The organism is uncultured Lactobacillus sp., from assembly GCF_948948975.1.
Lineage (GTDB): Bacteria > Bacillota > Bacilli > Lactobacillales > Lactobacillaceae > Lactobacillus.
The window spans coordinates 20,884-43,893 of the sequence record NZ_CARBVX010000010.1 but is presented as its reverse complement, the minus strand read 5'-3'; the positions used below and the strand labels follow the sequence as shown (position 1 = coordinate 43,893).

At 31.7% G+C, this 23,010-nt stretch carries 18 protein-coding genes; 17 read left to right on the top strand and 1 reads right to left on the bottom strand.

Annotation, left to right across the window (positions count from 1 at the left end; translation table 11 throughout):
- Window positions 1-61: 61 nt before the first annotated feature.
- Together Q9R40_RS05410 and Q9R40_RS05405 are read left to right on the top strand one after the other, a co-directional pair.
- Complete coding sequence (locus Q9R40_RS05410) at window positions 62-1,183, top strand: hypothetical protein (RefSeq protein WP_304676834.1); 1,122 nt, start codon at window positions 62-64, stop codon at window positions 1,181-1,183.
- A gap of 54 nt (window positions 1,184-1,237) precedes the next feature.
- A complete protein-coding gene (locus tag Q9R40_RS05405) occupies window positions 1,238-1,939 on the top strand; it encodes a GntR family transcriptional regulator (protein WP_297939966.1) in 702 nt (233 codons plus the stop codon).
- 50 nt (window positions 1,940-1,989) lie between these two features.
- Here Q9R40_RS05405 and tagD read toward each other — a convergent pair whose 3' ends face one another.
- Window positions 1,990-2,376 carry a glycerol-3-phosphate cytidylyltransferase gene (tagD, locus tag Q9R40_RS05400; RefSeq protein WP_004893441.1) on the bottom strand — a complete coding sequence of 129 codons (387 nt, stop codon included), beginning with the start codon at window positions 2,374-2,376 and terminating at the stop codon, window positions 1,990-1,992.
- A gap of 143 nt (window positions 2,377-2,519) precedes the next feature.
- Between tagD and Q9R40_RS05395 the strand changes: the two genes are divergently transcribed.
- The 15 genes from Q9R40_RS05395 to Q9R40_RS05325 all read left to right on the top strand — a co-directional run bounded on the left by Q9R40_RS05395 (window position 2,520) and on the right by Q9R40_RS05325 (window position 23,009).
- Entirely contained in the window at window positions 2,520-3,260 is a 741-nt protein-coding gene (locus Q9R40_RS05395; RefSeq protein ID WP_304676832.1) for a WecB/TagA/CpsF family glycosyltransferase, read from the top strand.
- A gap of 4 nt (window positions 3,261-3,264) precedes the next feature.
- Window positions 3,265-4,380, top strand: coding sequence for a glycosyltransferase (locus tag Q9R40_RS05390; protein WP_304676831.1), 1,116 nt, complete (start codon window positions 3,265-3,267; stop codon window positions 4,378-4,380).
- Entirely contained in the window at window positions 4,364-6,376 is a 2,013-nt protein-coding gene (locus Q9R40_RS05385) for a glycosyltransferase family 2 protein (RefSeq protein WP_304676829.1), read from the top strand. Before Q9R40_RS05390 ends, Q9R40_RS05385 begins: the two co-directional genes overlap by 17 nt.
- 110 nt (window positions 6,377-6,486) lie before the next feature.
- The gene (locus Q9R40_RS05380; protein ID WP_304676827.1) at window positions 6,487-7,959 is read left to right on the top strand and encodes a nicotinate phosphoribosyltransferase; all 1,473 of its coding nucleotides are present in this window, start codon (window positions 6,487-6,489) and stop codon (window positions 7,957-7,959) included.
- Window positions 7,960-8,793 carry an ammonia-dependent NAD(+) synthetase gene (nadE, locus tag Q9R40_RS05375; RefSeq protein WP_304676826.1) on the top strand — a complete coding sequence of 278 codons (834 nt, stop codon included), beginning with the start codon at window positions 7,960-7,962 and terminating at the stop codon, window positions 8,791-8,793.
- Window positions 8,794-8,817: 24 nt separating this feature from the next.
- Entirely contained in the window at window positions 8,818-10,815 is a 1,998-nt protein-coding gene (locus Q9R40_RS05370; RefSeq protein WP_304676824.1) for an AAA family ATPase, read from the top strand.
- 220 nt (window positions 10,816-11,035) lie between these two features.
- On the top strand, window positions 11,036-13,711 hold the full coding sequence (locus Q9R40_RS05365; protein WP_304676822.1) for a calcium-translocating P-type ATPase, PMCA-type: 2,676 nt from the start codon (window positions 11,036-11,038) through the stop codon (window positions 13,709-13,711).
- Window positions 13,712-13,828: 117 nt separating this feature from the next.
- Window positions 13,829-14,644, top strand: a complete 816-nt coding sequence (locus tag Q9R40_RS05360; protein WP_094503533.1) for a helix-turn-helix domain-containing protein — start codon at window positions 13,829-13,831, stop codon at window positions 14,642-14,644.
- A gap of 338 nt (window positions 14,645-14,982) precedes the next feature.
- The gene (locus Q9R40_RS05355) at window positions 14,983-15,825 is read left to right on the top strand and encodes a SagB family peptide dehydrogenase (protein WP_304676815.1); all 843 of its coding nucleotides are present in this window, start codon (window positions 14,983-14,985) and stop codon (window positions 15,823-15,825) included.
- Window positions 15,826-15,829: 4 nt separating this feature from the next.
- Window positions 15,830-16,723 carry a hypothetical protein gene (locus Q9R40_RS05350; protein WP_279037649.1) on the top strand — a complete coding sequence of 298 codons (894 nt, stop codon included), beginning with the start codon at window positions 15,830-15,832 and terminating at the stop codon, window positions 16,721-16,723.
- Entirely contained in the window at window positions 16,713-18,035 is a 1,323-nt protein-coding gene (locus tag Q9R40_RS05345) for a YcaO-like family protein (protein WP_210144840.1), read from the top strand. The genes Q9R40_RS05350 and Q9R40_RS05345 overlap by 11 nt, the downstream gene beginning before the upstream one ends.
- A gap of 531 nt (window positions 18,036-18,566) precedes the next feature.
- Window positions 18,567-19,499 (top strand): ABC transporter ATP-binding protein, encoded by a 933-nt coding sequence (locus Q9R40_RS05340; protein ID WP_304676810.1) that lies wholly within the window; start codon window positions 18,567-18,569, stop codon window positions 19,497-19,499.
- A complete protein-coding gene (locus tag Q9R40_RS05335; protein WP_304676807.1) occupies window positions 19,496-20,260 on the top strand; it encodes an ABC transporter permease in 765 nt (254 codons plus the stop codon). Before Q9R40_RS05340 ends, Q9R40_RS05335 begins: the two co-directional genes overlap by 4 nt.
- A 152-nt stretch (window positions 20,261-20,412) precedes the next feature.
- The gene (locus tag Q9R40_RS05330; protein ID WP_304676804.1) at window positions 20,413-21,561 is read left to right on the top strand and encodes a CDP-glycerol glycerophosphotransferase family protein; all 1,149 of its coding nucleotides are present in this window, start codon (window positions 20,413-20,415) and stop codon (window positions 21,559-21,561) included.
- An 11-nt stretch (window positions 21,562-21,572) separates the two neighbouring features.
- The gene (locus tag Q9R40_RS05325; protein ID WP_304676802.1) at window positions 21,573-23,009 is read left to right on the top strand and encodes an oligosaccharide flippase family protein; all 1,437 of its coding nucleotides are present in this window, start codon (window positions 21,573-21,575) and stop codon (window positions 23,007-23,009) included.
- Window position 23,010: the final 1 nt, after the last annotated feature.

Here is a 23,010-nt window from a genome sequence, read left to right as displayed (position 1 = left end):
GAAAACATTGAAAATAAAGGGAATAATGTATGAAATTTTTATGTAGAAAGGATCGATTTGTATGGCGCGTCTTGTTAAAGTCAGTGGTCGAGGAGACGGTACTACTTGGAAAAGTGCTCTTAAAGACTTGCAGCCCGATGATGTATTACTGCTTGCTCCTGGATTTTATGAATTAGATAGAGGCTTAGAAGTAAATAATATTACTATCAAGGGAACGGGGAGTACACCAGAAGAGACTGTAATTAATGGCTTTTTTGTGTTGGAGAGTAATTGCAATTTTTTCACATTAGAAAATATTGCTCTTCAAACAAAATCTGGTCATAATACTATTTATGTTGATGATGCTGCTGATACTTATCTTACTTTACGTAACACTACCCTTTATGGGGATGAAGATGATATGGCCGCAATTGCTGTGAATGGAAAATGTACATTAGAATTATTTTCAAGTAAAATTTTGAATTCTAGTGTTTCCTTATTTGCACAAGCTGACTTTAGACTTACAATGACCGATTCATTAATTGATTATGATTCTGAAAATTACGCAGCTTTAGGTATTCAGGGAAAAGGGACTGCAATTATTTCTAATAGTATTATTCATGGTAATCTAAGTACATATCCAAATTCAAATGCAGAAGTTGACTTGAATAATACGACTATTTCATATGGTTTAATTCATGGCCAAACTTGGGTAAATATGCTCAATTCAACGGTTGAAAAGAACGATGACTCTAGCTTCTATATTTCAGATGATTCATGGGTGAATATTTTACAGTCTAAATTTAAAGGCGGTATTTTTCTTGATAAGAATACGAGAACTTTGATTCAAAATAGTAAAATAGACCGTTTAATTGCATGTGATAATGCGAAAGTAACCTTAAACAATTCAACTATTATTAGTCACGCAGATTTTCAAGATAAGGCCACGGCAGATGCAACTAGAGTCGCCTTTTCTGGAAGAGATGATTTTGAGTATTTTTTAGCCTTAAATGGGCAAGCAACTTTAGGGGGCCGGGATTTAATTATTAATCCGAATGGGAGTAGGCTGGCAGTCCAGGATGATGCTAAGATTAAACTAAATATTGTTTCAAGTAGTGCTCAAGATTTAGAGGTTGAATGCAATAGTAGACCCAATATTAATATTTTGGGAATGCGTTGGGAAGCAAAGAAGAACAATGACTAATCAGCTGGTTTAAGCTAAAATAAGTTTGGTAGCAGAATGAAGTGAGGGGTTATCATGCAAGAACCGATGTATATTAAAATTCACAATCAAATAAAGCGTGATATTGAAAATAAAAAATATAAAGTTGGAGAGCGGATCCCTGCTGAGCGGCAATTAGCTTCAAAATTCAATGTCTCTAGAATGACGTTGCGTCAAGCAATTAAGACATTAGAGGATGAAGGGATCTTAGAAAGACGTTTAGGTAGTGGAACCTATGTTTCTAGCCAAAAGGTCCAGGAAAAAATGTCTGGGATCATGAGTTTTACCGATATAACTCGTTCTAATGGTCAGGTTCCTTCTAGCAAATTACTGTCTTATCGTATAACGAAGCCATCCCTATCTGAAAAAGAAAAGCTAAAAATTCAGGATACAGATAATGTATTGAGAATGGAACGTGTTCGTTTTGCCGATAATGTACCAATTTGTTATGAAGTAGCAACAATTCCTTATGAATTAGTTTCTCGTTTTTCTAAAGATGAAATTTCAAGTAGTTTATATCAAACTCTTGAAGAAAAGGGTGGCTATAAAATTGGGAGCGTTGTAGAAAACATAGGTGCAGCTGTTGCTAATGAAAATGAAGCGCGCTTATTGTCAGTTAAAAGGGGTGAACCATTGGTAACTAGACGACAGGTTACTGAACTTAGTAATCATTATCCTTTTGAATATGTTCGGGCATCGTATGTAGCCGAAAGATTCGAATTTACATTTGAAAAATAAAAAATGCATAATGTAGTTTAACTTTTGATATGTACTACATTATGCATTTTTTATTTCAAGTCTTTTTTGATTTGTGTAGTAGAAATTCCAGGAGTTCTTTCAAGATATTCAACTTTACAATAAGGTTTTAGAAAATCGAATTTTCCCTCCCAGTCATTACCCATTACGAAAGTATCGATATCATATTTTTGTACGTCATTAATTTTTTGATCCCAATTTTCTTCAGGAATAACTTTATCTACATATCTAATTGCCTCTAAGATATATTTTCTTTCAGCATAGCTATTATAGGCTTGTTTATGTTTGCTAAATTCATTAAATTCGTCTGTTGATAGACCTACGATTAAATAATCGCCTAAGGCACGAGCTCTTTTTAGAAGGCGAATGTGACCATAATGCAATAGATCAAAGGTTCCGTAGGTAATAATTTTTTTCATAATAAATACTCCCTTATAATAGTTACTATTCTAGCAGAAGTAGAAAAAAGTGAAACTTTTATATTAAAAAAGTTTCTAGGTCTTTTTTGTTAAAATAATAAGTAAAGATATTATTTCACATAGAAATGGTTAAAAAGTAGAGAATGAGTAAAGTTAATATTTTAGGAATTGAATTTGATAACTATTCTTTGGAAGAGTTCAAAGATAGATTGATTAGTAGATTGAATAATAAATTATCAACCATGGTAGTAACAGCTAATCCCGAAATTGTAATGGCTGCTAATAAAGATCCAAAATTTATGAAACTTATTACCAAGAATGCAGATTTGATTACACCGGACGGAATTGGAATTGTATTAGGCGGAAAAATGTTAAAAAAGTCGCTTAAAGAACGAGTGACAGGGTATGATCTGTTTACTTGGCTACTACAAGTAGGAAATTTAAGAAAATTACGTGTATATTTAATTGGTGCAAAGCCTGAAGTAATGCGAATTACTAAAGAAAAAATTACGCGTGATTATCCCGGAATTGAATTAGTCGGAGCGGAAGATGGCTATTTTAAGGATGACTTAAAGACAGTAGCTAAAAGAATTGAAGAATCGAAACCTGATTTAGTTTTTGCAGCAATTGGTTTTCCAAGACAAGAAGAGTTAATCTCCATCCTCCGCCAAGCAAAAGTGCCCGCAATTATGATGGGAGTTGGCGGAAGTTTTGATGTTTTTTCTGGCGTAGTAAAACGTGCTCCAGAAGCATTTCAAAAAACGCATCTTGAATGGTTCTATCGCTTAATTACTAATCCAACTCGCTTTAAGCGTATGCTTGCATTGCCAGAATTTGTAGTTGAAGTTGAAAAATCAAAAAAAGAAAATAAAAGAAAGAATTAATTAAATGAAAGTTTTACATATTAATGCTGGTTTAGAAAAAGGTGGGGGACTGTCTCATATTGTTAATTTGTTGACAGAAGCAAAAAAACAAAATGCTGATTTCGAACTCTTAACTTTGGCAGATGGCCCTGTAGCAAAAGCGGCTAAAAAAGCAAAAATTAAAACAACCATTTTAGGAGCACAAAGCCGTTATGACCTAAGTGTTTTAAAGCGCCTTACTAGATTTATTAATGAGGGAAACTTTGATATAGTTCATACTCATGGAGCACGGGCTAATCTATTTGTTTCAATGATTAAAAAGCAAATCACAGCAAAGTGGATTATTACTGTTCATTCTGATCCTTTAAAAGATTTTGAAGGACGAGGAATGGTTGGAAATATTTTTACTAAATTAAATATCATGGCTTTAAAAAAAGCAGATGGTATCTTTGCAATTACCCAGAACTTTTCTAATCTTCTAGTTGAAAAGGTGGGCATTCCGAAAACAAAAATTTGTGTAATTTATAATGGGATTTTTTTCCATCAAAATAAGGATGTTCCTAAAAAATATGCTCATCCCTATTTCAATATTATTAATGTTGGTCGAACTGAAAAAGTTAAAGGACAAGACTTGCTTTTAAAGGCAATAAGAAATCTTAATGATCAAAATATTCGCTTGCATATTGTAGGTGATGGCAATGAATTAAATAATTTAAAAGCACTGGCCCGAGATTTAGGCATTAGTCCGCAAGTAACTTTTCATGGCTTTTTGACTCACCAAGAGACTAGAAAGTTATATCAAAAGATGGATTTGGCAGTTTTAACATCTTATTCAGAAAGTTTTCCCCTTGTTTTATTAGAGGCTAGTGATAACTTAGTGCCAATTTTGTCAACCGATGTTGGAGATATTGAGAAGATGATTCCTAGTGAAGAGTATGGTTTTGTTGCTAAAATTGGAGACATAGATAGCATTAGTGAAAAATTAAGACAAGCTATCGCTAGCAGCAAGACGGATCTTAGAATTATGGCTGAAAAAGAAAAGACATATCTAATGCACGCTTTTTCAATGAAAAACCAATTGGTGGCAATTGAAAATTATTACAAACTTGTTTTAGGTGAAAATAGTGGAAAATTATCATAAAAGCAAGATTTTAGCGATTTTAATTGGAATTTTACCTTTAATTTTTGAATTTAGTAGCAATATTTGGAAGGGTGATAATGGCTTTCTCATTATTAGTGCCGCTTATGGATTGATATTGCTCTTATTAGCTTTATCGATTCTTCTTGAAGATTTAGATCAATGGTTTCTAGAAAAAACTTTGAGTCTTCTTTCAGTTTTTTTAGCGTTAACAGTAGTTCTAAATAATCTGGATATCTTCCCTCTATCAGAAATTGGAGCTTTATATCAATTAACAATTATCTCTTATATGGGGATTTTATATTTTTTAGATCGACACTTTAATACAAAGAATTTAGTATTATTATTACTTAATTTAAATGTTTTAGCCCAATTACCAATCAAAGCAGGTACTTTGTTAATTTTAATTATTTCTGTTTTAACTTTTGTCTTTTATCTGATTAGAGTTATGGTTACTTTTAGTGAACAGTTGCGTCCTTTTTTATTGTGTGTTTATTTGATTGTTCTACTTATTTCTCTAGTTTGGTATGTACCGGAATTGCCTGAGGGAATTTTAGGGAATCTTTCTTGGAATATTGGTGCAATTCTTTTATTGATAGAGCTAATTATTTTAATAGAAATAATAGGCGCAATGATTTATTTAAAAGCTAAAGGTTATTTAGCTATTAATGCTCACTTAATTGTAGGAATAATAGGATTTTTGACGATTAGTGAGCTAAGTATGCTTGTTGTTGAATCCAATGTGATTAATACAAGCTACTTAGTTTTAATCTTTATTTTGGCTTTATCTATTGTTAATATCTTTGGAAATATAAGTTTAGGGAAGAAACAAGTAAAAATTTCAGTCTTAATCCCAGCCCATAATAGTGCAAATACGATTGTTGAAGCCCTAGAATCAATAAAAAATCAAACTTACCAAAATTGGGAAATTATTTTAATTAATGATGGCTCAAGGGATAAAACAGAAGAGATTATAAGACGATACTTAGGAAATACAAAATTACCTCTTACATATACTAAGCAGACTCATCATAATTATTTTCAGTCTATTAGACATGGTCTGAAATACGCTAGTGGAGAAATAATTTTTGTTTTAGATGCTGATAAAATACTATTCAATCAAAATGTTTTTTACCGTGCTGTTAGCACTATTCTTGGTGAAAAATGTGACGGAATGTTTATCGGAATTAGAGCCATGTATCAGCGCTTAAAAGATGGTAAATTTCATTTAGTTAGACCTTATTATCGAAACGAAGTTAGTTTAATAAAAACCGCCCTGGGACTGGGAAAAAATATTTATACTAACTATGCTTTTTGGCGTAGAGAAGTATTTGAAACTAGCGTATATGAAAATTATTTAATTAATGGGATGCCAGCTTGGTATAATGCACAAAATAATTTAGGCTTAAGAGTAGCCAATGGGAATTTCGTTGGGTTAAAATATCGGGTTTCCAAAAAATCAAGTTTAGTTAATAATCACCTAAAACAAAATAATTCTAAAACTTTATTTGAGTTATCTACAAATTTGAGAACTTTGCATCATATTGTAAGCCGGATAAAGATCCCTGCCTATTCTACTCAAGCGACTTTATACAATTTAATCAATAGGCTTCGTATTGCTTCTTTATATCCATCAATTTTTAAACAAGGTCAAACTTCTTTAAAGGAAATCACGCCTCTAGTTGTTAAAAATATTAAAGATTCTGAATTGGATAATGTATATTTGAAAACAATTGTTGATTTTAGCAATAATTTTGACCCTCAGAAAACTGCAAAAATTGTTATTCCCAAAGGTACAAAAATATATTTGGGAACAGAAATTGATGAGTTTAGTAATAAGTTGTCAAAAAATATGTTAGACCAGTTTTATTACGATTTAATGAAAATAATTAGTCAAGGAACTAATATTTACAAAATTAAAAAAGATGATCAGAAAAAGTTAGAACAGATCCTAGAATTTTTTACAATTAGGGATTATGTAAAAATAATAAGTAATTAAAATATTGAAAAAGAGGCATCTATTTTGATGTCTCTTTTTGATATCTGCTCTTCTTTGATTATAATAAAATACAAGAAAAAAATTATTTGTTTTAGTGATGAGGGGATAAAATGTTTTACCCACAAGTTGATCAAGATGATTCATTAATTTTACATACTGATTTGTATGAAATTAATATGATGTATACCTATTTTAAAAAGGGAATAAGTGAAAGAAATTCTGTATTTGAAGTGTTCTTCAGAAAAGAACCTTTTGGCAATGGTTACGCAGTTAACGCTGGTTTAAGTCATGTTATCCAATACTTAAATAATCTTCATTTTAAAGAAAGTGATTTAGAATATCTCAAGGAAACCTGTGACTATGAGGATGACTTTATCGATTATTTACGTAATTTAGAATTGAAGTTAACTATTCGAAGTGCTAAAGAAGGTGTATTAGTTTTTGCTAACGAGCCAATTATGCAAATCGAAGGACCATTAGCTCAAGCACAATTAGTTGAAACTGCAATTTTAAACATTATTAATTTCCAAACTTTGATTGCTACTAAGGCAGCTAGAATTAAGGTCGCTGTTGGTAATGATGGTTTAATGGAATTTGGCTCACGTCGTGCACAAGAAACCGATGCAGCTATTTGGGGAACACGAGCAGCATACATTGGTGGCTTTGACGCTACTAGTAATGTTAGAGCAGGAAAATTATTCGATATTCCTGTCGCTGGTACTCATGCTCACTCTTTGGTTGAAGCATTTAATAATGAATATGATGCTTTTAAAGCATATGCTGAAACTCATAAGGACTGTGTATTCCTAGTTGATACCTATGATACTTTGAGAAGTGGTGTGCCAACTGCTATTAAAGTTGCTAAAGAAATGGGCGACAAGATTAATTTCCAAGGAGTTCGAATTGACTCAGGTGATATGGCATATATTTCTAAGAAAGTGCGTAAGCAATTAGATGATGCTGGCTTTCCTGATGCAAAAATTTATGCTTCAAATGATTTAGATGAAAAGACTATTCAAAATCTTAAGATGCAAGGTGCAAAAATTGATGTTTGGGGAATTGGTACCAAATTAATTACAGCTTTTGATCAACCGGCTTTAGGTGGTGTATACAAGTTAGTAGCAATTGAAGATAAAGAAGGCAATATGCGCGATACTTTGAAAATTTCTTCAAATGCCGAAAAAGTATCTACCCCAGGTAAAAAACAGGTATGGCGTATTCAAGCAAACTCTGAAAAGAAAAATGAGGGTGACTGGGTATCACGCTATGATGAAGATCCAAGAAAATTTGATGCACTCTTCATGTTCCATCCGCAATACACTTATATTAATAAGGTTGTTACTGATTATACTGCTCGTCCTTTACTACAAGAAATTTTCCATGAAGGAAAACTTGTTTATGAAGAACCTACTCTTAAAGAAACAAAAGAATTTGCAGCCAATAACTTAGACGGATTATGGGACGAATATAAGCGTAGTTTGAATCCACAAGATTACCCAGTGGATTTATCACAAAAGCTATATGATAACAAGATGAGCTTAATTAATGATATTCGTGGTCGAATTGTGAAAAGAGGATATTAAATGCGTCCATTACAAGAAGAAATTGTTGCTTATGAACATGTATTACCTGAAATTGATCCGAAAAAAGAAATTAGAAAATCTATTGACTTTTTGAAAGATTATTTAAAAGAAAATCCTTTTTTGAAAACTTATGTTTTGGGAATTTCCGGTGGTCAAGATTCAACTTTAACGGGTAAACTTTGTCAAATGGCAATTGAAGAAATGCGTGAAGAAACTGGGGATGATTCTTACCAGTTTATTGCTGTTCGTCTACCTTATGGCATTCAAGCAGATGCAAGCGATGCCGCCGATGCAATTGCTTTTCAAAAACCGGACCAAGACTTGATTGTTAATATTAAAGAACCAGTTGATGCAATGGTAAAAGTCGTTGAAGCAACTGGTCAAAAAGTTACTGACTTTAATAAAGGAAATATCAAAGCGCGTCAAAGAATGGTAGTTCAATATGCAATTGCCGGTGCCAATAATGGAGCTGTTGTAGGTACTGATCATGCAGCAGAAAATTTCTCTGGTTTTTACACGAAATATGGTGACGGTGCTGCTGATATTACTCCGTTATTTAGATTGGATAAGCGTCAAGGCAAGGCAATGCTTAAGGAACTTGGTTGTCCTAAGCACTTATATGAAAAGGCACCAACTGCTGATTTAGAAGAAGATCGCCCAGATTTACCTGATGAAGTAGCATTAGGAGTAACTTACAAAGATGTTGACGATTACTTAGAAGGTAAAGATGTAAGTGAAGAAGCAGCTGAACAGATTGAAAAGTTGTGGAAAAAGAGTGAACATAAGCGTCATTTACCAGTAACTATTTTTGATGATTTCTATAAGCAAAATTAGTTAAGTATTTTTCTTGGAGGAAATATGACGGTTTTTGTAGTTGGACCAGATGACCGAGGTTTTTTCAAAAAGCAGCGTACTACTTGGAAATTTGAAGATGCATTAAATCAAGCTTCAGATGGGGATGATATTCTAATCAAGAGAGATTATCAGTTCCCACTTGAGGATCAAAATTATGTAATTAGCAAGAGTCTAAATATTTCTGGCGAAGATAATACTTTTATTTTAGGCGGCTTTATCATTAAAAATGGCGCCCGGGTAAAATTAAATAATCTGACTCTGAGACACTATCGAGATAAGAATAATTCCCTTCAAGTAACAAATAACAGTCAGTTAATTGCGACACAGGTTTCGGTCGTTAATGATGCTACGACTGGTCAAAATTATCCAATTATTTATGTAGATGATGGTGCTAGTGCTCAATTTGATGATTTGTACGTTAAAAAGGATAAAATTGGTGACGGTGCACATAGAATTTATGTTGAAAAAGGAAATCTAGAGATAAAGAATAGTACTCTTAATTGTAAAATTATTTCTATTGGAGCGAATTTAACTCTTCAGAATACTGCGCTTAGCTATGGTGAAAGTAATGCCCTTAATTTATCTTCGAATACTGTTGCTACATTACAAAATGTAACTGTAACGGGTGGAGTAAAAGAAAAAGATTATCCTTGCATTTTTAGTAGTGAATCTACTCTCAATATTGTTTCTTCAATTATTGAAGAACCTAATTATTCGGAGGCCCTTTATTTACAAAAAGCTGCTCAGGCAAAAGTAGAAAATTCAATAATTGATTCTTTATATCTCTATGATCAAAGTAAGATAGATGTAGGAAATACAAGTAGAATTGTTGAGTCAATTACTCTAGAAGATCATAGTGCTTTAACTGGAGAAACTCTTTTACTTGATGGTAGAGATAATGGGAAAATTAACATTTTTGCTAAAGGTGAAAGTAATATAAAGCTAGACTGGATTGGGCTAGCCTTTGAAAGTTCACCTAATATTAAAATTGAAGATAATGTAACTTTTAATGTTCCTAAAGTTTATGTGTTGAAATTTGATTCTACTAATGATGAATATGATTTAGATGAAAATAATCAATACACGATAGTAAAAGATAATTTACAAGACGATATTGAGTACTTTACTACCCAGAAAAAAGAATCTAACTCTAAGCAGGCACATAAAACAGAAAAAGACCAAAAGGATCTACCAAAAGGTCCTCAAAAGTCAGGTATGCAGCAGCTTGATGAAATGATTGGTCTAGAAACGGTGAAGCAACAAGTCAAAGAATTTATTGCAGTCACTGTTTTAAATAAAAAGCGTGAAGAAAAAGGTTTAAATACTAGTTCTCAAACTTTGCACTCATTGTTTTTAGGAAATCCAGGAACTGGAAAGACAACCGTCGCACGTATTGTTGGCCATGTTCTATATGAAAAAGGCGTAATAGCTGAAGATAAGTTAATTGAGACATCTCGAGCTGATCTAGTAGCGGGCTATATTGGTCAAACAGCCGAAAAAACTAGAAAAGTTCTTGAATCGGCTCTAGGTGGGATCTTGTTTGTTGATGAAGCATACACCCTAGCTAGTGGTGGTCAGAATGACTTCGGTAAAGAAGCAATTGATGAAATATTAAAGTTTATGGAAGATCATCGTTCTAATATTATGATCATCTTTGCTGGTTATACTAACGATATGGAGAAGTTTTTAGAAACTAACCCAGGATTACGTAGTCGTATTCCGAATAAATTTGATTTTGAAGATTATACAGTTGATGAAATGGTTCAAATTGGGTTGTTTGCTCTAAAGAAACAACAATATCATGTAAATCCTTCAAGTTATGCAGACTTATTGAAGAATAACTTAAGTAAAGATAACGATAACAGTAATGGGCGTTGGGTTCGAAATCTAAATGATAAGATCATAAAGAAACAAGCAGTACGCGTAGCCTTGAGTGATAGTTATTCAGAAGAAGACTTGATAAATATTACTGATGCGGATTTAGATGCTGTTAGACTTTAATTTTTAAAATTTAACTGCTATTTTTGATGATTTTTATAAAAAGAACTAAACTTGTAACGGACTAAATAGTTTAATATACTATAGATGCATAAGAGAGTAACGGCAAGTTATTGCGATAAGTTCAACAACCGAGATGAATATCTCTGGGCTTATCTTAATTAGTGAGACTTATGACTGATAACTGGTCATAAGTCTTTTTTGTTTATTGGAGGGTTGTACGGTGAAAGGGAAATACTATGCTCAAGATATTCCTCAAATTGAGAAAGAGTTGAACACATCGTTAGACAATGGATTGTCTGATAATGAAGCAAAAAAGAGACTAGCTTCAGATGGGCCCAATTCTTTAGCTTCAAAGAAAAAGCGTAGTATGTTTATGCGCTTTATCGATCAATTTAAGGACTTTATGATTATTGTCTTAATTGTAGCCGCCGTTTTATCTGGTGTAGTGGCTAATGAATGGACTGATGCAGCAATTATTATGATTGTTGTTTTGTTAAATGCAATTTTAGGGGTAATTCAAGAGGCTAGATCAGAAGCTGCTATCGATGCTCTAAAGGAGATGTCGACACCGAATGCCCATGTAAGACGTGGAGGTGCAATTTTAGAAATTCCAAGTACAGAGATTGTGCCTGGTGATATTGTCTTGCTTGAAGCAGGAGACGTTGTACCAGCGGATATGCGACTAGCTAAGACTGCAAGTTTAAAAGTTGAAGAGTCAGCTTTGACAGGTGAGTCAGTACCTGTTGAAAAAGATAGTGATGTGTTAAAAGCTGATGATGTAGCATTAGGTGACCGTGTTAACATGGCTTACGCAAATACTAATGTAACTTACGGCCGAGCAGAAGGTATTGTTGTTGGCACTGGTATGAATACCGAAGTTGGTAAGATTGCTACAATGCTTAATAATGCAGATGAAACAGCTACTCCATTAAAGGAAAACTTGAATCAGCTTGGTAAGACTTTAACAATTATGATTTTGGCAATTTGTGTGATTGTCTTTATCGTAGGAATGTTTACCAAACAGGGAAGCGAGCCAACTAATAAATTAATTATCGATATGTTTCTAGTTGCTGTCTCCTTAGCTGTAGCTGCAATTCCAGAAGGATTACCAGCTATCGTAACTATTATTTTGGCTTTAGGAACGCAGACAATGGCTAAACATAAGGCAATTGTTAGAAAATTGCCAGCTGTTGAGACCTTAGGAGCTACCGATATTATTTGTTCTGATAAGACTGGTACTTTGACACAGAACCAAATGACTGTTGAAAAAATTTACTATAATGGCGAACTTCATAACGATGAAGCACCGATTAATAGTGATAATCCAGCTATGATGTCAATGATCTTAGCCAATGACACAAAAATTGAAGATGGTGGTCGGCTTTTAGGGGACCCAACTGAAACAGCCTTGATTCAATATGCTTTTGATCAAAATATTAAAGTTGAAGATCTTCTTAAGAAAGACAGCCGCGTTCAAGAAGTTCCATTTGATTCAGAAAGAAAATTAATGTCTACGGTTAACCATTATGGCGATAAGTTCTTTGTGGCTGTAAGGGGAGCGCCAGATGAATTATTAAAGCGAGTAACAAAAATTGAAAAAGATGGTCAAGTAACGCCAATTTCAGATAATGAAAAAGAAACAATTCTTGCATCAAATAAAGGGATGGCTGAACAAGCTTTACGTGTCTTAGGACTTGCTTACAAGATTGTAGATAAAGCTTATGATGATCCAACGACTAATAATGTTGAGCAAGATCTAATCTTTGCTGGCTTAGTGGGAATGATTGATCCAGAAAGACCAGAAGCAAAAGCTGCTGTTGCCGAAGCAAAAAGTGCCGGTATTAGAACAGTAATGATTACTGGTGACCATCAAATTACAGCTGCTGCAATTGCATCTCGCTTAGGCATTTTAGAAGAAAGTCCAGATAAAAATAAGGCTGTAATTACTGGTGCAGAACTTGATAAGCTTTCTGATGAATACTTCAATGAGCATGTTCAAGACTACAGTGTCTATGCTCGTGTTTCACCAGAAAACAAGGTTAGAATTGTTAAAGCATGGCAAGCAAATAATAAGATTGTTGCTATGACTGGGGACGGTGTTAACGATGCACCTAGTCTAAAACAAGCTGATATCGGTATTGGTATGGGAATTACTGGTACTGAAGTTTCAAAGGGTGCAGCTGATATGGTTTTGGCAGATGATAACTTTGCGACAATTGTTGAAGCTATTAAACAAGGACGTAAGGTATTTGCCAATATCCAAAAAGCAATTCTTTATCTGATGAGTTGTAACGTTGGTGAAGTTTTAACAGTATTTATGATGACCATGCTTGGTTGGGATATCTTAATGCCAGTGCAATTGTTGTGGATTAACTTGGTTACTGATACTTTGCCAGCAATTGCTTTGGGTGTTGAACCAGTAGAGCCAGGAATTATGAAGAAGAAGCCACGTGGTAGAAAGTCAAACTTCTTCAGTGGAGGCGTTGCAAGCTCGATTATTTACCAAGGTATTTTAGAAGGTATTTTAGTTTTAGGTGCATATCAATTTGGCTTGCATGTCGGTCCTCATGTTGGAAATGCAGCTATGCAGCATGCTGATGCTTTAACGATGGCCTTCCTTACCTTAGGATTAATCCAATTATTCCATGCCTTTAACTCTAAATTTATTCATAAATCAATCTTTAGAGCACAAACATTTGAAAATAAGTGGTTTAATGGAGCAATTCTTATTTCTGCTTTAGTTATGGCAGCAGTAGAAATTCCATTTTTAACTAAGATTTTTGATGTAACTGAGTTAGATGGAATGCAGTGGTTAGTAGTTATCGTTGCAGGATTCTTGATGATAATTATTGTTGAAATTATCAAATTCTTTGAACGGAAAGCTGCTAGAAAATAATGTAGAAAACAAAAGATGTTAAAGCAGGTTAAGAAATCTGTTTTAGCATCTTTTTTCTAAAAAATTTAGTTTTGGAGTTAAAATATTAAAAAGTAAATTTTAGAAGGGCTAAAGAAAATGAAAAACATTGGTCAAATATTAAAAAAAGAACGAAAAATTAGAGGCCTGACTCAAGAAGAATTTGTAAAGGAAATTATTTCTGAATCATATTATTCTAAAGTTGAACGTGGACTGAATGAGATTAGTGCTAAAGATCTATTTGCTATTTTGGATCATAATAATATTAGTGAAGAAGAATTTATCTCTAAGTTGCACGATAGTAAAGACAGTGAGAAAGATTTAGAAATTGAACTACTTCAAGCTTTTTATCATAAAGATATTAAAGAAATTAATAATATATTTGAGACAATTTCTAATTCGAATTGTAGTGAACGTTTAAAACTTACAGCTTTGATAGTACAAGCGCAATCTCAAAATAGAATTAAGACATTAAGCAAAAAAGTTAGGTCGAGAATTAATATAATTTTTTTTGAGAATAAAGAATGGGAAATAGATATAACTGCACTTCAACTTTTTTGTAACTCTATGCTTTTATTTGACTTTGAAGAATTAAATGATCGTTTTTATCAACTGTGGAATTTTTATAATTGTAAATTAGATAAATACTCTTTTCATATCCAGAAGTTAATCGGGACGATTTGTATCAATTTTTTACAGAATTGTTATTTAAATAATAAACATAATGATGTGGAATTAGCTTATAATTTAATTAATCAATTGGCTCCAATTCCTGATCTCGGAATGTTTCAAATTGTTAAGAACTATTATTTATTTTGGTTTAAAAAAGATTTTACTCAATGCAGAATAATTAAAGATTTTCTAATTAAGAATAAATTGAAATTATTTACAAATAATTTACCACCTTTAAATTAGAAATCTTCAAATATGACGATTAAAAAGTAAAAAATAAAAATAAGATAAACTTTAAATTAAGAAATTTTTATTGAGAACTAGGTAGGAGGCTAGAAATTTATGGTATGGCTTGGATTTACCATAGTATCAGTAAATTTTCTTTTAAATTTATTGTAATTATTTTATTAGGAGTCTTCATTATGAAGATCATGGATAAAAGTCGTAAGTTTGATGAAGAGAAGAATTTAGGTAGAGAACTACCTGCTGCAGGATGTTGCTGTAGTTGTAATGGTAATGAGGAATCATCAGATTAAAGGAAAAAGCTCCTGGTACAGGAGCTTTTTTGGTAGGTGAAAGTTATGGAATACAAAGATATATATGATTGTGGTAACAAACTTAATAAGCTCGCATTTAATAGAACCTTCTCATTAGCCACAGGAAGTAAAGAAGATTATTATAATCGCTTTGTAAGAAGGACGGATTATCTTGAACTGAATAATGTAGAAAATGATTTTATTGGAGATAAGTTTGTAAGGAGTTTTGAATCATATTCAAATCCGCAAAATCAAAAGTTTTCAATGTCATTTAATCTAAAAGAAGATTTAAACCGTGCTATTAAATTACCAAAGGTATACAAGTCAAGCAATAAAAATCTAGAACAAATTTTTTTTGAGAGAAGTAGTAAAAGAGAATTTAAAAATACTATTTGGAGTTTACAAGATGTAAGTAATTTATTTTCCGGAATTAGAGTATTTTCAAATAAGCATAGATCATATGCTTCTGGGGGAGGATTATATCCAATAAATTTATATTTCTTTGCACAAAAAATTAGAGGATTAAAGAAAATGGCAGTGTATAGATATCAGCCAGTGACCCATACAGTTTTAGAGATAGGAGAAATCCATCAAAATAATCTTTCAGCGTATGCCCATATAGAAAACTTTGTAAATCTTGAAAATATAAGTATGATGATGTTTTTGGTTAATAATAGAAATGAAAATGAATTTAAGTATGGTAATCGAGGAACGATTTTTTCTTTGGTAGAAGCTGGAGAAATGATACAAAATATTGCTCTGTGTGCAGCTGAATATAATTATAAAATGTGTCAGTTAGGTGGATACAACATTGAAAAAAGTAATGTTGAATTAAAAATTGATGGGGTTAATACATTTATTGCAGCCTGCGCTGTTGTTGGGAGTTGATGAAATGGATTATATAGAGTTGAAAGATAAAAGTGTAAAGTTTCGTCTGGAAAAAGACAGACTGTATCTAAGATTGGGAATATGGGATTACACAGATATATATATTGACAGAGAAGCATTCATTGAACATAATTCGAATTTTGATAATTTTGTAGTACTTTTTTTAGATTTATTGAATGGAAAAAGAAAAAAGAAGAATGATTTTTCTGATCCATATTGGATAGCTTTACTTGATGAATTGATAGAGAATCACTTAATTATTGGATATGAGGAGCGACAACAGTCTCTCTTGTATGTGATAACAGATGAATCAAATTATGATAAGTTAGTTAAATATAATTGTCTATGTAATCGAAATGCACAAATTCATCTGTTGAATGAAACTTTTGAAGTAGATGAAAACTTTAATTATTTTGTTGTGTTAAATAATCCAAAGGTTCATACACTTAAAAATCTTAACAAACAATTTTTTAAAGCTAAGAAAAGTTGGAATATGGGTATTATAGATGGAAAATTTATGCATCTAACGTCTTTTGTACCAAATATCACAGGCTGTTTTGAATGTTTTGAGCTAAATAACAGTATAAGGATGGCGGACTATGAAAATTATATCAATTATCTAGAAATAGAAGAAAAACTGAATTTAACTAAAAATGTATGGAGTTCTTCCTTATTTATGTATCAATTTCTTTTGATGCTGGCTGATAAAAAAGTTAGTTCATTGAGAGGAAAATTGCTAAGTGTATATCTTCCAACACTTGAATTTAACCTAGAAACGTTACATAAGAGTAGTTTATGTTCTTTGGATGGTCTGAGAGCTCAAAAAATATCCCAAAATTTAAATTTGAATGCACAGACGGTAATAAAGAAAATATTAGAGGATAAAAATGATAAATAATTGGAAATTATCACCCTTAGGTATAGATAAAATAAAAAATATAAGTGGGAGATACACTGGATTGCTTACAGATGAAGTATTTTATACGCCTGGTGCAAATGATGGAGTTCAAATGAATATAGCTACTGCCTCTTTACCCAATTATGAAAAACTACTAAATGGACCAAAATCTAAAATTAATTATCATTTGTCTGGATATGGTATAGATTTGAATGATAGTTTAATCAGACTGGGCGGTGAAAGTGTAGAAAGAGCAGCAGGCGTATTTTCACATGTGTATCTACAAAATAGAGTTATCAATGCAGAATATGCGGAGTTTAATGAGAAAAATATAGTAAATATTAACTATCTATTTCCCTACACTAATAAACAATTAACTCTTTTACATAGACTTAGTAGTAACTTTTTAAGTAAAAATCCTACTAAAAATTTACGACAGAATTGGATAAAAACTTATTCTTTGTTTAACCCTGAAAAAGTAATTTATGTTCCAGAAAATATTTTCTTTTTTGGACCTAAAAGTAAATCCAGGTTTTATCTTTCTGTTTCTACTGGAACGGCTGCTCATATTAATTGGGAAAAAGCTTTATTGAATAGTTTAATCGAATATATTCAAATAGATGCTTTTATGTTTTCTTGGTATGCAAATAAAAAGTATTTAGGATGTGAGCTAAGTAATATTAAAGAAAAAGCAATAAAAGAAAGAATATATAAGTTATTTGGAAATTATAAAGATGAATATAAATGCATGATCATTGATATTTCAGAGTATGCACAAATTCCAATTTTTGTATATGGGGTGTTTCTGATATCAAAAAATGGGAAAAATGTTCCTGCCATTTCTTTTGGATTACAGGGAGGAATAAAAAGAGATGAAACTATTTTAAGAGCATTTTGTGAATCATTAGCTGATTTAAAAATGTCAGAATCTAATTACATTAGAAAAATGAATTTTTCTAAGATCGATACTGATAAGATATTAGACTTTGATAAGAATGTTGAATATTTTGCTAATCCTGAAAATTATATCAAAAATGTTAAGTATCTGTTAAGTAGGATTAAAAGTGTAAATAAACTTGGCACTAAGGAAAACTATGTAAAAAACCTTTCTGAAATATTAGATAGATTAAGGGAGATAGCACCACAATCTTCTTTTCTTGATATAACGCCACCGTATGTTAATGGATATAGAGTAGCACGAGTATTTATACCTGAATTTTTAGCAATGACTTTTCCATCGTTTCCCCAATTAAATCATCCGCGATTGAGAAAATACATCAATGAAAAATACTACATTCATCCTATGCCTTAATTTATTCATAGTATTATTTTCGAGTACTATAGCTGGATATATATTTGCGTATACCAAATATTCGTTTTATAAAATATATAATTTAATATTAATTGGAATCCTATCAATTCAGTTAGTTGAAATACCAAATAATATAATCTTTAATTCGCTTTATAAAAAACTATATATAAATATTTTTGTTTTACTATTAACTTTTTTTCTTTTAGTACTAAAAATAAAAGAAAAAAAGATGCTAGCTTTAACCGCTGTTTTAGAGGAGTGTATATATCGAATTGTTGCTGTTCCAGTTTTTATGTATGCATCAAACTCTAAAATATTATTGATTATAGTCGTTAGTTTAGTCTTTATGATTAATCATATATATATAATATTGAAATCAGCAAACATTTTTGTGTCTTTCATGATTCTATTTATGCTCAATCTTATTTTAATCTTAATGGCACTCTATATAGATATTTGGATTTGTCCGTTAATCCACCTCTTATATGACTTGGCGGTTATGCGACAGCAGCAACAGAAGGAGGGAGAAACATGACTTTACTATCAGTAGCAAATGTTTCTAAGACTTACAAAAAAGCAACTAAAGATGCAGTTTCCAATGTATCGTTTACAGTAGATAAAGGTGACATTGTCGCTTTTCTTGGACCAAATGGAGCAGGGAAGACAACTACTTTAAAAATGATTTTAAATCTAGTTAGTCCCGATAAAGGAAAAATTTTTTTTAAAGAAAATGAGATAACAAATAATAGTACTACCTTGTTAAAGAACACAGGGACTTTATTGGAAGGATCAAAAAATATGTTTTGGTCTCTTTCTCCGATAGAAAATTTTATCTATTGGGGAGGGCAACGAGGACTAAGAAAAGAGGTTGCTAGGCAAAAAGGATTAGCATTGTTAGAGCAATTTGATTTACTTGATAAAAAAGACATTTCGATTACGAAATTAAGTAGAGGTATGCAGCAAATTGTTGGAATTTGTTGTGCCATGATTGCAGATCCTAGTCTTTTGGTCTTAGATGAACCAACATTGGGATTAGATCTTAGTGCAACGCAAATAATGATATCTAATCTGAAAAGATTAGCCTGCAATGGAGTAGGCATATTAGTAACTACTCATCAACTAGATTTTGCTCAGAAAATTGCAAATAAAATATTATTAATAAATCATGGAAAATTGGTCTTTTCAGATAGTATAAAATCTAGTTTAGATTATTTAAATAAACAAATAATTATGGATTTAAATCTATCTAGACCATTAAATTTAGAAGAAACAGCTGGATTAGTATGTTATTGCAATCTTGTTTCGCAAGATTGCAATAGTTATCAGCTAATCATTAAGAAACAAGAATATCTGCCTAAGGTACTTTCTTTACTGGGAAGACTTCCTATTATAAAAATACAGACGAAAACTAGAGGATTAGAGGAAATATTTGAACATTATGCTAAGGGAGAAATAGAAAGATGACTAGTTTTAAGAGCGAATTATATAGACAATTATATTTATACAAAAGATATCCTTTCAATTATATTTCAGATTTTTTTTTATTAGTCTTAATGTTTATGTCTATCTTTTGGGGCGGTACGCTTGTCGGCGGAGGAGTAATTGGAACCTCGTTGAATGCTTTGGTCGTTGGTTATGTTTTATGGTCTTTGATACAAAATACTGTTAGTCAAATGGGAATGACAATTATGAATCAAGCTAAAAGTGGAATTCTTGAACAGCAGTATTTAATGCCAATTTCTTCTAAGAGATTATTTTTTAATAAAAGTATAGCTAATATTATTGTTTCCTTGATACAAGCTATATTGGTTTTAGTAGTTTTGATGATATGTACTAGTCACTGGATTAAACTTCCGTTAGTTACTATAATTCCATTTACACTATCTTTAATTGTAACAATTGGTTTAGGTTATCTAATAGTTAGTTTAGTGTTGCGCTTTAAAAGAATTGGTAGTACTTTAATTATTTTTCAATATATATATTTAGGTATTTTGTTAACTAATTTTGAAAACTATCCTTTTTTTATTAAAATTGTTTCCTGTTTTTTGCCAATTTGTCCCATGGTTAGTTGGATGAGATTGGCTGTTAACAATAAGTTTTATGATTGGTGGTTTTATCTACTTGGATCACTATTTAATACGATCTTGTGGTTGGTTATTGGTATATTAATTTTTTCTTTAACAGATAAATATGTAAAAAGAAATGGAACACTAGCACTATATTAATTACAGAATAGATTATTAGAAAATAAAGTTTTATCAAATAATCAAAAAAAGCTTGAGTTTACTCAAGCTTTTTTTATACCCTTAGTAATGAGTATATAATTGACAAATATTAAATAGTTGTCAGCAAATCCATTTATTTAAGGAACATTTAAATGAAAAGTTTATTTTTTCGCTTATACTTATGGGGAATGAGTTTCCTTGCAAGTCTTCGACCAATTAAAGAAAAGAATATTGTAGTTTTAAATGGCTCAGGTAGATCCGGTTCAAACGGCTATTTATTTTATAAATATATTAAGGCAAAACATCCTGACTATAACATTACTTTAGTTGAGCCTTGGCCATCTTCTCATTTATCTTGGGAAACATGGAAAAAGATTGGTGCAGCCAAGTATGTGATCACAACACATCAACCTTTTAAAGCGCGCCCTGCACAAATTAATATTCAATTCTGGCACGGTGTTCCACTAAAGCGAATGGGATTTATGGCGCATAATACACGCTATCGTGCTAATAAACGAAATCAAAAACTTTGGCATAAAAATGCTGATATGGTAACATCAAGCTCTGATTTATACGAAACTTTAATGAGCGCATGTATGGCAATTGAGGGTGAAAAATATCAAAAGCTAGGCTTTCCTAGAATTGATTATATTGATCAACCAGCAATCTCTAAAGAAAAATTATTAGAGGATTTGTTTAACACTAAGGATGAGCAAGCTAAAATCGGGATTTATATGCCAACTTTTCGCTATGAGCTCGACGATCCAAACGTGATGGAAATGATAAAACAAGGTAATTTTTTTGCTTTTTTAGGCTTTGACCCTTATGAATTGGATAATGCTTTAAAGAATAATCACCAATATTTGATTGTGAAACTTCATCCCTATGAAATGCGAATGTTTGACGACTTTAATAGTCAGTGTTCCAATGTTGCCTTTTTAAATAATGATTATCTTTTTGAAAATGACCTTGATTTATATGAATTGCTTGGAGATACTGATTTCTTAATAACTGATTTTTCATCAATTTATTTCGACTATTTGTATCTTAACAAACCAATTATTTTTATTACGAACTATCTAAAGCAATATGAAAAAGTACGTGGGCTCTTACTAAGCCCCTACGAAGATGTTACACCGGGACCTTGTGTTAACTCACAAAAAGAACTTCTGCAAGTTTTGAGACATCCTGATGATAAGCAATACCAAAATCAGCGTTTTTATTGGCTTAGTTTAATTGATGAAGTTGAAGATATTGATTCTTGTGAGCCTATCTTTGATTACATGACAAAGAAGTTTTAGAGGAAAAAGTAGTGAAGCGAACTTTTCTTAATATTTTATATAATGCGGTCTATCAAATTTTTCTAGTTTTAGTACCGCTGATTACTGTTCCATACTTATCAAGAGTGTTAGGTCCTAAGACTTATGGGATTTATGGTAGTGTAAATAATACTGTGCAATTTTTAATGGTATTTTGTACCTTATCAGTTTCCTATATTGGTATTAGAACAGTATCTCGGACTAGAACATATGGTACCCCTCAAGAATTGACTGAGGCTTTTTGGGGCTTATGGTATTTTCAAGCAATTGCTGGTTTAGTAACTATTTTAATTACTTTATTTATCACTAATATTTTTCATATTCAATATTGGAACTACTTAATCTTAATGGTTCCATACTTAATTTCAGCTCAAGTTGATATTTCCTGGTTCTTTCAAGGACTAGCTGATTTTGGGAGGGTTGTATTAAAAAATACTACCGTTAAATTAGCCAGCGTAGTTCTAATTTTATTATTAGTTAAATCACCTGCAGATCTTTGGAAATACTTCCTGATTATGTCGGTTTCAACTATGCTAGGATCTTTTGTGTTTTGGCTTGATATTCATCGTTATGTAGGAAGACCAGTAGGACATTTCTATAAATATAAGACCACCATTATTTCGATTATAACCTTAATGATTCCTCAGATTGCTACACAGATCTATACTTCTCTTGATAAGCCAATTTTAGGTTTCTTCAGTAATTCAACGCAGGTAGCCTTTTACGATAATTCACAGCGAATTTCAAATATGGTATTAGGGGTAATTACTAGTATCTCTCTGGTAATTATGCCGAAGATGGCTAGTGAAGAAAAAGAGACCCAAAAGGTAGTTTTAAAGAAGTCTCTGGAAGCAACTACAATGCTAGGAACGTTATTTGCGGTAATTATTATGGCGAATACTAAACAGTTTGTACCTTTCTTCTTTGGTAAACAATTTATTCCAATGACACCTTTGATGTTCTTTTTTGCATTAACAATTATTATGATTCCGATGGGGGGAGTCTTTGCTAATCAATTTGCCCTTGCTAATAGAAGGGATAAAGAATATGCAATACCAGTTGTAATTGGAGCTATAATTGAATTGATTTTAGCAGCTATACTAGATCGACCATATGGAGCCGGCGGTGCTACAGTTGCAATTTTAATTACAGAATTTGTAGTGTTAATTTTACGCCTGTGGATTGTTAGAGATGACTATAATTTTAAAGATGCCTTTTGTGATGTACCTAAATATTTCCTAATTGGAATAATTACCTTGATTGCTGGCATGTTAATGCCAAATATAATTAAGTCAAGCTTTTTAAACATGGCAATTAAGTCAATTTTGATGCTAATCATTTATGCAGGAATTATGTTTATGATGAAGTTAGACTTTAATCAAGATATGATTGAATTTGTTACTCGCTTTTTTAGAAAGATTAAAAGATAAA